Raw genomic sequence first — 12,000 nt, forward strand, 5'->3', positions numbered from 1 at the left:
CGTCACGCCAAGCGGCGGAATACGGGCTTCACCGGTCGTCCGGCAAGCCAGGGGGTGGGGTCAGCGGCGTCCAGTGCCTTCCGGTACACCGCACATGCCTGGGCCACCACGTCGACGGTGTGATCGATGTCGGCGTCGTCGAGCGCGCTGCTCACCACGAACGACGGGGCCAGCACCCCGCCCGCGAGGAGCCGGCGCAGGAACAGGGTGCGGTACTGCTGCGACGGCTGTCGGTTCTCGTCGAGGGTGGCGAAGACCAGGTTGCTGGCCCGGCCCCGGACGACGATGTGGTCGCCGACGCCCATGTCGGCCGCGGCGTCGCGGACACCGGCGGCCAACCGCTCGCCGAGGGTGTGCAGCCGCGCGGTGACGCCCTCTTCGACGTAGGTGGTGAGCACGGCCATTGCGGCTGCCAGGGAGTGCGTTTCCGCACCGTGCGTGGTGGACAGCAGGAACACCCGGTCGCCGGAGTGACGCAGCCCGCCCCGCTCCATCAGATCGCGGCGCCCGGCCAGCGCGGAGACGGCGAATCCGTTGCCCAGCGCCTTGCCGAACGTGGAGAGGTCGGGGACGACGCCGTACAGGCCCTGGGCGCCCGCCTCGGACCAGCGGAAGCCGGTGATCATCTCATCGAAGATCAGTACGCAGCCGTGCCGGTCGGCGAGCTCGCGCAGGCCGGCGAGGTACCCGGGAGTGGGGTCTTCCCTGCTCATGGGGGTCCCCCCGCGCATGGGGGTCCCCCCGCGCATGGGGGTCCCCCCGCGGGTCCCCCCGCGCATGGGGGTCCCCCCGCGCGAGCGAAGCCGAGCGTGGGGGAGAAGCCGAGCGTGGGGGAGAAGTTGAGAGCCAGGGGAAGGCTCGGTGTGCGTGGCGGGTTCGAGGATCAGGCAGGCGACCTCGTCCTGGTACCGGGTGAGCAGCTCCTCCGTGGCGGCCAGGTCCCCGTAGGGGAACGCCACGGTGAGCTCGTTGGTCGCCGCCGGAACACCTGCGGACATCGGCGTGGTGCCGATGAACCAGTCGTCGACGGAGAAGAACGGATGGTCGGCGCAGATGGCCACCCGCGGGCGCCCGGTGGCGGCGCGGGCGAGGCGCACCGCGGCGGTGGTGGCGTCGGAGCCGTTCTTCGCGAACTTCACCATCTCCGCGGTCGGCACCGTGGCCAGGAAGCGCTCCGCGGCCTCGACCTCCACGATGGACGGCCGGACGAAGTTGCTGCCGCGGTCGAGTTCCCGCCGCACCGCCTCGACCACGCGTGGGTGGGCGTGGCCGAGGCTGACCGACCGCAGGCCGGAGCCGTACTCGATGTAGCGGTTGCCGTCGATGTCCCACACGTGGGCACCGCGGCCGTGGCTGATGACCGGGGCCATGCTGTCGGGGTACTGGTCATCGCCCTTGGCGTAGGTGTGCGCGCCCCCGGGGATCATGGCGTGCAGCCGCTCGTTCGCCTGCCGCGACCGGGGCAGGCGGAGCTCTTCGGTGTCTTCGGTGTCCATGCCGACCTCAACTCTCTTTTTGCTGCAGGGCCTCGGCGAGGCTCGGCGCCTCCCGATCCCGCTGGGACATCGATGTGACCGGCAGCGGCCAGGGAATGGCGAGCTCCGGGTCGTCGAAAGCGATCGTCACGTCCTCGGCCGGATCGTGCGGGCGGTCGATCCGGTACGCGATGTCAGCGGTTTCGGTCAGCGCCTGGAAGCCGTGCGCGCACCCCGCCGGGATGTACAGGGTCACCTGCGTCTCGTCGGACAGCTCGAAGAAGGCCCGGTTGCGGTAGGTCGGCGAGTCCGTCCGCAGGTCCACGACGACGTCGAAGATCCTCCCGTACGAGCACCGCACCAGCTTGGCCTCGCCGGCCCCGGAGCGCAGGTGCAGGCCGCGCAGTACACCCCGGACCGAGCGGGACAGGCTGTCCTGGACGAAGGCGTCCGGGTCGAGGCCCACCGAGCGGACCACGTCGGCGTCGAAGGTGCGGCAGAAGAAGCCGCGCTCGTCGGCGTACGGCGTCGGCTCGAACAGGTACGCGCCGTCGATCGCCGGGACTTCGGTCGCTTTCATTCCGGGCGCATTCATGGAACCTCCCGCAAGGCGTGGGCGTGGGCGTGGTCGATCGCCGGGAACAGGGCCGCTGTCAAGGAGGTGAACTGGTGCTGGAGGCGCCGGGCGGCGACCAGGTTCCGCTCGGTGAGGATCCGCCGCAGCTCCGCCGATCTCTGCTCCAGCGCCCGGAACTGCTCGAGCAGCCGGCCGGCGTCGACCTCGCGAGCCGGGTGGCAGTACGCGGCAAGGCCCATCTGAGCCATGAGCGCGTCGCTCTTTGCCGCATAGCTGAGTGCGAGCGTCGGCGTGCCGACCTTCAGCGCGCAGATCAGGTTGTGGTAGCGGGTCGCCACCACGGTGTCAGCAGCCGCCATCTGCTTCATCAGGTCGGCCAGCGAGGCCGCCTCGGCGGCGGTGACCAGCGGCGAGTCCACCGCGTCGAGGATCGCGGCGACCACCGGCCGGTCGACCTCGTCGCCGGTCAGCAGCCGGACCGGCCTGCCGTCCTCGACCAGCACGCGGACGAAGCGGGTCGTCCCGTCGAGGTAGCGCCGGTGGATCTCCTCGGCCCGGGCGCGGTCGTCGTTGCCCCCGTGGAAGGCCATGACGCCGACGCAGACCGGGCCAGGCGGACCCGATGGCGCGCTCGTCGGCGGTGTCGGCAGGGCGAACGCGAGGTCCGGGTAGACCTTGTCGCGCTCGGTGTCCACGCCCATCGCCCGCATCGCGTCGCGGGACAGGGCGTCCCGGTACGACCGGTACGTGGCCAGCCGCGCCGACCAGCGCACCAGGGCCCGGGTCGGCCGTCGGCCGATCGCGTCCGCGCCGACGCTGACCAGCGCGACCCGGGTGCCGAACAGCCGGCCGGATGCGCAGAGCAGGAACAGCGCGTAGGGGAAGCCCCACGGCCGCAGCGGCAGTGTGGCCTCCAGGACGCCCATGCCCGGTACGATCACCACGTCGTGCCGGCGCACCCAGGCAGCGGTGCGGACGGCGTCGACGAGTTTGCCCAGACCCTTCGCCGCGATCGCGCCCGCACGCGACGCGGTCCGGTACTCCCCGCGGTACCAGTGCAGCCGTGTCGCGGGGATCCGGTACCGGGTCGCGACGACCTCGGGTCCGCCGCACAGCGCGTCCACGACCGCCTCCGGGTGCTCGGCGCGGAGGTACCCGAGCACGGCCTCGAGGGACCCGTCGTTGCCGAGGTTGCCTGAGCCGAGCAGACCGAACACCCCGACGCGCACCGGAGTTTGGTCCGCGGACGTCATGCCTGCCTCCCCTCACGGCCGGCGACGAGTGCGTCGACGGAGACAGTGAACCGGCCCGGGTCGACCGGGGCGCGGTCCTCGACCCGCTCGCCGGCGCCCGGCCGGACCCGGCTGGTCATCCATGCGGCCAGGTGGCGGTAGCACGCGCGCCGGTCGGCTGGGGACAACGGCGCCCGCCGGATCGCCGAGGCGAAGCCCCAGACGTACTCGGCGAGCAGCCGGGGCGTCGGGTGCAGCGGGCCTGCCCGGCGCGGGTCCAGGTTGACGCACCGGGAGCGCTTGCCCGGGTTCGCCCGCTCGGCGCGGGTGGGGTGGTCGCGGCGGAAGTACAGCAGCTCCGGCACCTGGTGGAAGGGCCCGTGCAGGGTGATCTCGGCGACGAACGTGCGGTCCGCGTGGTGGTAGCTGTCGTGCGGCTTCACCCGGCGCAGCACGTCGGCCCGCATCACCCCGTAGAAGTCGTCGCCTCCGGGCTCGAACAGCAGGCTGCGGAAGCGCTCCGGCGCGTGCGGCGAGTCGGTGGCGAGCCCGTACTCGTAGGGGACCTTCACCTGGCCGTCGCCGTCGATGACCGCCTGGCCGGAGTGCGCGAGGATCACGTCCGGCCGCTCGTCCAGCGCCTGAACGCAGCGCCGCAGCAGGTCCCGGGCGTACAGGTCGTCGTGCGAGGCCCACTTGAACAACTCGCCGCGGCACTCGGTGAACACATAGTTGTGGTTCGGTGCGGCGCCGACGTTCCGGGGCAGCCGGATGTACCGGATGCGCGAGTCCTTCGTGGCGTACCGGCGGCAGATGTCCTGAGTCCCGTCGGTCGAGGCGTTGTCGGAGATGACCAGCTCGAAGTCCTCGTAGGTCTGGCCGAGCAGAGCGTCGAGCGCCTCGGCAAGGTACCCCTCGCCGTTGTACACGGGCAGGCCGATGCTCAACCGGGGATGGGCGGTCATGGCTTCCTCACTTCGCGGATGGGATTGTGGTGGCGCTCGCGCAGGGCGGACCACAGGTGCAGCCACCACACGGCCGAGCCGCTGACGGTCGCGGCGGCGACGCCCCAGGCCGAGCCGATGGTGCCGGCGACGGCCGCCCCGCCGAGCCCGCCGCCGACGTAACAGGCTGACGCGAACAGCTGGCAGCGCAGGCTGCGTCGGGCCGCGGCGAGTGCACGCAGCCCGGCCGCCGCGCCGGTGCCGAGGCCGGCGCCCGCGACGCCGAGCGTGACCGGCACGATGAGCTGCGAGGCGGAGGGCCAGACGCCGCCGAGCACCAGCTCGCCGAGCCGGTCCGGCATCAGCAGCAGCGCCGCTCCCCAGAGCAGCGCGGCGACGGCCTGCCCGCCGCCCAACAGGAGGCAGAATGCGCCCAGTCGGTGCGGGGCCCGCCGCAGCACCCGTGCCGCCTCCGCGACGGTGACCAGCGACAGCCCCATCAGCACAGCCATGAACGGGCCGAGCAGGAGCTCGGCGCCCCGGACCACACCCACCGCGCTGACCCCGACGATCGCGCCGAGCCCGTACGCCCGGAGCTGGCTCGCGCCGCTGTTGCTGACGTTCTCGACCAGGTACCGGTAGCCGAGGTCGCGGTGCTCGCGAAGCCACTCGCGCGCTCCGGTCAACCGGGGCCGGATGCCGGACTGGAGGCAGCCGTACGCCGCGGCCACCGCGGCGGACGCGCCCCAGGCGAGCACGAAAGCGGCCACGCTGCCCACGCGGGCCGCCATCACCATGGCCGGGACGAGCGCGACGCCCCACACGAGATCGTTGACGAACGCCTTCCGCCCGGTGCCGGCGGCGAAGAACGCGTACCGCCAGGCGTCCTGCAACAGCAGCCCCGGCAGCATGACGCCGAGGCAGGCGAACGCGGGCCCCACGCGGCCGCCGAGCCCCAGACCGACCACCAGACACGCCGCGCCGATGGCGGCACCGACGCCGAGCGCGGTACCCGAGGACCGGGCCACCGCCCCGCGCCAGGACGTGTCCGACACGCCGCTGAAGCGCACCACGAGCGGGTCGGTGGCCAGCCCGCGGGAAACGCTGAGCACCACGCCGTAGGTCCCCCAGGCGAGGCTGAACACGCCGAACGCGGCCAGCCCGAGCGAGCGTGCCACGTAGATCCCCACCGCGAAGTTGGACATGCTGGAGGCCGCCTGGTCGGCCAGTCCCCAGGACAGCCGGCCGACTATGGCCCGCTTGGCGGTCCGCCGGGCGTGTCCGGCCGGGGCCGCCGATGTCGTCGTCTTCTCCCCCTCGGTGGTCATCGGCGTCATGCCTTGATCAGCCCGGCGCCGTGCAGGGCGCCTGCCGCGGCGGCGACGGTGTCGAACGGCAGCCCGGACCGCTCGGCGACGTCCAGCAGACTGTGCTCGCCGTCGGAGAGGCTGAGCACCCAGAGCATGGCCATCTGGGCCTGCTTCGCGTCGCTACGGCCGCCGAGCGAGTCGTACAACCCGCGCCGGCCCAGCTGTGGCTCGCCGTAAGGGCTGAGGTTGACGTACCGCCGGTTGCGGTCAAGGACGGCGAATGCCTCGCGGCAGACGGCGAGCGTGTCCGCCATCGCCTCCGGGGAGACGAAATCCAAGTTGTCCGCCGAGGTGTGGTACTCGGGGTAGCCGGCGTACGGGGTCCGGCTGAGCGAGCCCACGCCGAGATCGAACCCGGGCGAGCAGAACTGCCGCTCGTCGTAGCCGTAAGGAGTGAACTCGGCGACGTGGTACGGGCGTTCGGAGGCGGCCAGCACGTGCCGCATCACCCGGTCGATCTCCGCGTCGCCGCGCCTGCTCTGCTTGTACGTCAGCCGGCCCGGGTCGCCGGCGCAGGCCAGCACAAGGCCGTGCTTGACCCGATCGACCCGCTCCGCGTTGCGGGCCAGCCAGGTGATCGCCCCGATGGTGCCGGGCGCGAACAGGAACCGGTAGGTGTACCACGGCGTCTCCTGCGCCAGCGCCCGGGCCAGGAACGTCGCCACCGCGATGCCGGCCAGGTTGTCGTTGGCCAGCGACGGGTGGCAGACGTGGCAGGAGACGATCACCTCGTCGGGGACCTGCCCGGGGACCACGTGCTCGGCGTAGGTGAGGTGGCCATCGGTGAGTGTGGAGTCGATGCACACCTCGTACTCGCCTTCCGGTAGCGCGTCCAAGGTCTCCTGGGCCAGGCAGAACCCCCATTCCGGCTTGTAGTAGCTGGTGCGGTAGGGCACCCAGGTCGGGTGGTCCGGCAGGGTGTGCAGGTGCCCACGCAGCTCGGCCAGCGGCATGGTCGCCGACACCGGCACGCTGTAGCCGAGCACGTGCAGGCTGGAGGCGGCGAAGTCGACGACCCGGTGGCCGGCGGTGTCGGCGATGTACGCGTCCTTGATGTTCCACTCCTGCGGCACCGTCCAGTCGAGCACCTGCGTCCCGGTCGGCACCTCGTGCACCTGCAGCGGGATGTACTCGCCGACGATGTCCAGGGTGGCGCGCACACCGTCGCCGGTGATGCTCCGGCACAGCGGGTACAACCGCTCCACCAGCGCGTGCATCTCTTCGCCGGCCGCGGTCATCGGCGCCACCGCAGAGTGCCGTCGACGGCGCCGGCGTCGGACGCCGCGCGCAGCACGGCCAGCCGGGTGAAGCGTCGCTCGAAGTCCTCCCGGGTCAGCCCGTATTTCCGGTAGGCGTCGGCGAGTTCGAGCGCGCCCTGCTTCACCGTCCACTCGCAGTCGAAGCCGGGCACCGCGGCGCGGAACCGGGAGAAGTCCACCCGGTACGACCGCGGATCGGCACCGGTCTCCCCGGTGATCACCACCCGTGAGCCGGATACCGCCTCGGCGACCTGCTCGGCGATCTCGGCGACCGTGACGTTGTTGAACTCGCTGCCGATGTTGAACGCCCGGTCGTGCACCGCTTCCCGCGGCGCGGTCAGCGCGGCCGCGAACGCCCGTGCGATGTCGGCTGCGTGCACCAGCGGGCGCCAGGGGGTGCCGTCGGAGAGCACCAGCACCTCGCCGGACAGGAGCGCGTGGCCCACCAGGTTGTTCAGCACGATGTCGGCGCGCAGCCGCGGTGAGTAGCCGAAGGCGGTGGCGTTGCGCATGAACACCGGGCTGAAGTCGCCGTCGGCCAGCGCGTGCAGGTCGTCCTCCACCCGCACCTTGGACTCCGCGTACGGCGTCACCGGGCGCAGCGGGGCGTCCTCGGTGACCAGGTTGTCGCCGCCGGCGGCGCCGTAGACCGAGCAGGTCGACGCGTACAGGAAGCGCCGCGCTCCGGCGTCGCGGGCCAGCCGAGCCAGCCGCACGGACGCGTGGTGGTTGATGTCGTAGGTGAGCTCCGGCGCCAGCGATCCCAACGGGTCGTTGGACAGCGCGGCCAGGTGGATCACGGCGTCCACCCCGGCCACGTGTTCGGCCGTGACGTCACGCAGGTCCAGCCTTCCCCGAGTTCTCGGCTCCTCCCCCAGCCTTCGGCCGGGAGGGGCCCCCAGAGCAGGGGATACCCCAATCCCCGGCGGGTCCGCGGGCGGCGGGCCCAGCACGCAGTCGGCGAACAGGCCGGCGTCAAGACCGACGACCTCGTGCCCGGCGGCCGTGAGTACTGGGGCCATCACGGTGCCCAGGTAGCCCTGGTGACCGGTCAGCAGTACGCGCAAGGTTCATTCCCCCAGATCGAGAGTGAGTTTGGTGACGGCGAACGCCTCGGCGTAGCGCGCGTGGCATTCGATGCCGCGGATCCGCGCCAGCCCTAGGAACGCCTCCCGGTCGTACCAGGGCCGGTGCCGTTGCGAGGGGTAGTGCTGCTGCAGAAGCCGCACCTTTTGTTCGGCGATCTCCGGCGACAGCGGCTGGTACGCCGACGGACGGCCGAGATCGCCGTCCCACTTGACGATCTCGTAGCCGAGCACGAGGTGGTCGCGGAATGCGGTGGGTACCAGCTGCGCCAGGCCGCGGTGATCCTGGTGCGCGTCATCGGTACGCGGGGCCAGCACGAGATCCGGCTCGGTCCCCGCGCGCAGCTCCTCGACCGCGGCCTTGGCCTCTTCCCACTGCGCGGGCAGCCGGCCGTCCGGCAGCTTGAGCACGGTCAGGCGCAGTTCGGCGCGCGGGCAGAAGGCGGCGAGCGCGGCCTGCTCCTCCTGCTCCCGCTCGCTGCCACCGCCGGAGAGCACCAGCGCGTCGATGCGCATGCCCGGCCGCGCCAGGCACAGCGTCAGCAGCGTGCCGCCGGCGCCGATGGCGATGTCGTCGCAGTGCGCGCCCACCGCGACGATCCGGTCCAGGCGCCCGGCCCCGAGCCGGATCACGCCCTCGCTCCGGCGCCGGCCCTGCTGCCGGTCGCGCCGGCCCCCGCGCCGCCTTGTTCCCACACGGCCCACGGGCGCTCGCCCCGGGCGTAGGCGGCGTCGAGCGCGGCCCGCTCCTTCACGGTGTCGGTCGGCTTCCAGAAGCCGCGGTGCTGATGCGCCACCAATCGCCCGCGCTTGGCCAGTTGGGCACATCCGTCAGCGACCAGGTCACCGTTCTCCGGGATGTGGTCGAAGACCTCCTGGCGGAGCACGAAGTAGCCGCCGTTCTCCCACAGCGGCAGTTCGCTCACCGCGGTGATGCCCCCCACCAGGCCGTCCTCGCCCAGCTCCACGCAGTGGAACGAGGACTGCGGCGGCACCACCATCATCGACGCACCGGCGTCACGCCGGGCGAACCGGTCGATCATCTCCGGCAGCGGGGCGTCGGTGAGCACGTCGGCGTAGTTGGCGAGGAACATCTCGTCGCCGTCCAGGTGATGCCGCACCCGGCGCAATCGCTCCCCGATCGGTGACTCGATGCCGGTCTGCACGAACGTGATCGTCCAGGAGGCGATGTCGGTGGACAGCAGCTCGGTCTGCCCGCCTCGCAGCACGAAGTCGTTGGACGTCGTCTCCTCGTAGTTGAGGAAGAAGTTCTTGATGTGGTGAGCCCCGTACCCGAGACACAGGATGAACTCCGTGTGCCCGAAGTACGCGTAGTAGCGCATGACATGCCAGATCAGCGGCCGCGGGCCGACCATCGCCATCGGCTTGGGCATGTCGTCGGAGGCTCCGCTGCGCATACGCAGCCCATAGCCGCCGCAGAACAGTACGACCTTCATGACTTGACCTCGACAATGCTCAGTTCCGGGACGGGAAAGACCAGCCGGCCGCCCCAGGCGTGTACGAAGGACAGCTGCTCGACCAGCTCGGCCCGCAGGTTCCACGGGAGGACGAGGACGTAGTCCGGTCTGTCGGCGGCTATCTGCGCGGGCGGCAGGATCGGGATGCGGGTCCCCGGGGTGAACCTGCCGTGCTTGTAGGGGTTGCGGTCGACCGTGTACGGAAGCAGGTCGGGGCGGATGCCGCAGTGGTTGAGCAGGGTGTTGCCCTTGCCCGGGGCGCCGTAGCCGACCACCGTCTCGCCGCGCTCGGCCGCCTCGATGAGGAACCGCAGGAGGTCCCGGCGCACCTTGGCCACCCGAGCGGAGAACTCGGTGTAACCGGACAGCTCTTGCAGCCCGGCGGCCTTCTCCCGGGCCAGCACGTCGGCCACCCTTCCCCAAGCTATCGACTTCTCCCCCATGCGCGGGGGGACCCCCATGCGCGGGGGGGCCCTCATGCGTGGGGGGACCCCCATGAGCAGGGGATACTCCGTTGGCCGGCTCACCGGCCACCTCGGCCGGCCGGGCCCACAGCCGGATGGAGCCGCCGTGCGTGGGCAGCAGCTCGACGTCCACGAGCGCGAGACCGCCGCTCGCCAGCGCCCGGGTCGCGGACGTGACCGTGTAGTACTGGAAGTGCTCGTGGTAGATCGTGTCGTACTGGTTCTCCTCGATCAGGGTCAGCAGGTGCTGCACCTCGATGGAGACCCAGCCGTCGTCGGCGACCAGGGCGCGCAGCCCCCGGGTGAACCCGACCACGTCGGGGATGTGCGCGTACACGTTGTTGGCCACGACCAGGTCCGCCGGGCCGTGCTCGGCGCGGACGGCGACGCCGGTGTCCGGATCCAGGAACTCCGTGAGCGTAGGAACACCCGCATCCCGCGCCGCGGCGCCGACGTTCACCGACGGCTCGATGCCGAGGCAGCGGATCCCCCGGTCCACCACGTGCCGCAGCAGGTACCCGTCGTTGCTCGCCACCTCGACCACGAAGGCGTCGGTGCCAAGAGCAAGGCGCTGTACGGCGTCGGCGACGAACGTGCGTGCGTGCTCCACCCAGGACGTCGAGTAGGAGGAGAAGTACGCGTACTGCGTGAACGTCTCCTCCGGCGTGATCAGCGGAGGGATCTGCGTGAGCCAGCAGTCGGTGCAGACCCGCAGGTGCAGCGGGTACGCCGGCTCCGGCATGTCCAGTTGGTCCGCGGCGAGAAAGCTTTCACACGGCGGGGTCGCCCCAAGATCGACGACGCTCGCCAGCGCCGCCGAGCCGCAGAGTCGGCATCGTGTCATCTACTGCCCCCATCCCGCTCGCGCGGTTGCCCCCACCGCGAGCCAGTGCTTTTGTCCCCTGCCGGCGGCGGGCTGTCCCCGCCGCCGGACCGACCCGCGATCGCGGTGCGGTACTCGTCCACCAGGCGTTCCAGCCCGACGGCCGGGCTGAAATCCTGCTCGTAGCGGCGCCGGGCCGCCTGGCCCATCTCCCGGTTGCGGGCCGACTCGGCCGCGATCCGGCGTATGCAGGACGCGAGCGAGGCGGGCTCGCCCGGCCTGTGCAGCAGACCGGTCTTCCCGTCTTCGACGAGTTCGACGAAGGCGCCGTGACCGGCGGCGACGGCCGGGACCCCCGCCGCCATCGCCTCCACGACCACCAGGCCGAACGCCTCCAGCCACGTCGAGGGAGCCACCACGGCGACCGACCGCGCGACGGCCTGCCGGCACTCCGCCGCGTCGTACAGGCCGACGTAGCGCACGTCGTCCCGGCCCCCCGCCCAGGCGGCCACCTCTCGCTCCAGTGGCCCCGCGCCGGCGACCACGAGCGGCACGCCCACACCGCCGTCCGCGGCGATCTCGTCCCACGCGGCCATGAGCAGCCGCACACCCTTGGCCTCCGCCAGCCGGCCGAGATAGAGCAGATGCTCGCCGGCGCCCGCTCGGCAGGCCCCCGGGTCGGGCACGAAGTTGTGCTTCACCGTCAGCCGCTCGGATGGCATGCCGGCCCGCACCAGGACGTCGCGCTGTGCCGCGGAGATGCAGAAGAACCGCTGCACGCCGGACCACCACCGCCGCCGGTTGACCGACAGGCTGACCGCGAGCGGCACCGTCGCCAGCCGGGAGCTGCGGTAGCAGCCGTGCCGGACGGCGGGCAGCGGCGCCGACCCGACGCACTCGGTGCACGGCCGGCCGTCCCGTTGCAGCGTGCCGGGCGGGCAGACCTGGGTGTAGTTGTGCAGCGTGGCAACAGCGGGCACGCCGGCGTCGGCGCACGCGGCCAGCACCGCGGGCGACAGGAGCGGGAAGACGTTGTGGACGTGCACCACGTCCGGCCGCTCGGCGCGGAGCCGGGCGGCGAGTTCCGCGCGGACCGCCGGGTTCCACGGCACAAGGAGCGGCACCGCGGCCTTGGCAAGGAGAGGCCGGGCGGCGATGTCGTCGCTGCGCCGTTCGAACACCTCGACCCGGTGGCCGGCCCCGCGCAGCAGCGCGACCTCCTGGTCGACGACCTTGTTCTCCCCGCTCGGCTGCGCCGAGGCGTAGCGGTTGTGCACTACGAGGACGTGCATG

General features: G+C 72.0%; 10 protein-coding genes and 1 pseudogene. All 11 read right to left on the minus strand.

Translation table 11 applies throughout. From position 1 onward, the window contains the following. Positions 1-2 precede the first annotated feature (2 nt). The 11 genes and pseudogenes from BIV24_RS35270 to BIV24_RS11880 all read right to left on the minus strand — a co-directional run bounded on the left by BIV24_RS35270 (position 3) and on the right by BIV24_RS11880 (position 11,999). The gene (locus BIV24_RS35270) at positions 3-1,496 is read right to left on the minus strand and encodes a glutamate-1-semialdehyde 2,1-aminomutase (RefSeq protein WP_245766769.1); all 1,494 of its coding nucleotides are present in this window, start codon (positions 1,494-1,496) and stop codon (positions 3-5) included. Positions 1,497-1,503: 7 nt separating this feature from the next. Next, entirely contained in the window at positions 1,504-2,055 is a 552-nt protein-coding gene (gene rfbC, locus BIV24_RS11835; protein WP_071366205.1) for a dTDP-4-dehydrorhamnose 3,5-epimerase, read from the minus strand. Between the two features lie 11 nt (positions 2,056-2,066). After that, positions 2,067-3,305: a polysaccharide pyruvyl transferase family protein gene (locus BIV24_RS11840; protein ID WP_071366206.1), complete on the minus strand. Its 1,239-nt coding sequence runs from the start codon at positions 3,303-3,305 to the stop codon at positions 2,067-2,069. Next, positions 3,302-4,249 carry a glycosyltransferase family 2 protein gene (locus tag BIV24_RS11845; protein WP_071366207.1) on the minus strand — a complete coding sequence of 316 codons (948 nt, stop codon included), beginning with the start codon at positions 4,247-4,249 and terminating at the stop codon, positions 3,302-3,304. The genes BIV24_RS11840 and BIV24_RS11845 overlap by 4 nt, the downstream gene beginning before the upstream one ends. Beyond that, a complete protein-coding gene (locus BIV24_RS11850) occupies positions 4,246-5,556 on the minus strand; it encodes an MATE family efflux transporter (protein WP_071366208.1) in 1,311 nt (436 codons plus the stop codon). Before BIV24_RS11850 ends, BIV24_RS11845 begins: the two co-directional genes overlap by 4 nt. Before the next feature lie 5 nt (positions 5,557-5,561). Next, positions 5,562-6,845: a DUF4910 domain-containing protein gene (locus BIV24_RS11855; RefSeq protein WP_071366209.1), complete on the minus strand. Its 1,284-nt coding sequence runs from the start codon at positions 6,843-6,845 to the stop codon at positions 5,562-5,564. Beyond that, entirely contained in the window at positions 6,833-7,924 is a 1,092-nt protein-coding gene (locus BIV24_RS11860) for an NAD-dependent epimerase/dehydratase family protein (protein WP_071366210.1), read from the minus strand. Before BIV24_RS11860 ends, BIV24_RS11855 begins: the two co-directional genes overlap by 13 nt. A gap of 3 nt (positions 7,925-7,927) precedes the next feature. Continuing rightward, positions 7,928-8,575, minus strand: coding sequence for a PIG-L deacetylase family protein (locus BIV24_RS11865; RefSeq protein WP_071366211.1), 648 nt, complete (start codon positions 8,573-8,575; stop codon positions 7,928-7,930). Then, on the minus strand, positions 8,572-9,399 hold the full coding sequence (locus tag BIV24_RS11870) for a glycosyltransferase family protein (protein ID WP_071366212.1): 828 nt from the start codon (positions 9,397-9,399) through the stop codon (positions 8,572-8,574). The genes BIV24_RS11865 and BIV24_RS11870 overlap by 4 nt, the downstream gene beginning before the upstream one ends. Continuing rightward, positions 9,396-10,728 (minus strand): annotated as a pseudogene (locus BIV24_RS11875) (class I SAM-dependent methyltransferase). Before BIV24_RS11875 ends, BIV24_RS11870 begins: the two are co-directional and overlap by 4 nt. Next, positions 10,725-11,999 (minus strand): glycosyltransferase, encoded by a 1,275-nt coding sequence (locus BIV24_RS11880; RefSeq protein WP_071366213.1) that lies wholly within the window; start codon positions 11,997-11,999, stop codon positions 10,725-10,727. Before BIV24_RS11880 ends, BIV24_RS11875 begins: the two are co-directional and overlap by 4 nt. Between the last annotated feature and the right edge of the window lies 1 nt (position 12,000).

The sequence above is a fragment of the Streptomyces colonosanans genome, assembly GCF_001866645.1.
Taxonomy (GTDB): domain Bacteria; phylum Actinomycetota; class Actinomycetes; order Streptomycetales; family Streptomycetaceae; genus Streptomyces; species Streptomyces colonosanans.

What these genes read in the sequence shown, in the direction of transcription:
- BIV24_RS35270 (WP_245766769.1), bottom strand. Translation starts at nt 1,496, where the DNA reads ATGGACACCGAAGACACCGAAGAGCTCCGCCTGCCCCGGTCGCGGCAG.
- rfbC (WP_071366205.1), bottom strand. Translation starts at nt 2,055, where the DNA reads ATGAAAGCGACCGAAGTCCCGGCGATCGACGGCGCGTACCTGTTCGAG.
- BIV24_RS11840 (WP_071366206.1), bottom strand. Translation starts at nt 3,305, where the DNA reads ATGACGTCCGCGGACCAAACTCCGGTGCGCGTCGGGGTGTTCGGTCTG.
- BIV24_RS11845 (WP_071366207.1), bottom strand. Translation starts at nt 4,249, where the DNA reads ATGACCGCCCATCCCCGGTTGAGCATCGGCCTGCCCGTGTACAACGGC.
- BIV24_RS11850 (WP_071366208.1), bottom strand. Translation starts at nt 5,556, where the DNA reads ATGACCACCGAGGGGGAGAAGACGACGACATCGGCGGCCCCGGCCGGA.
- BIV24_RS11870 (WP_071366212.1), bottom strand. Translation starts at nt 9,399, where the DNA reads ATGAAGGTCGTACTGTTCTGCGGCGGCTATGGGCTGCGTATGCGCAGC.
- BIV24_RS11880 (WP_071366213.1), bottom strand. Translation starts at nt 11,999, where the DNA reads ATGCACGTCCTCGTAGTGCACAACCGCTACGCCTCGGCGCAGCCGAGC.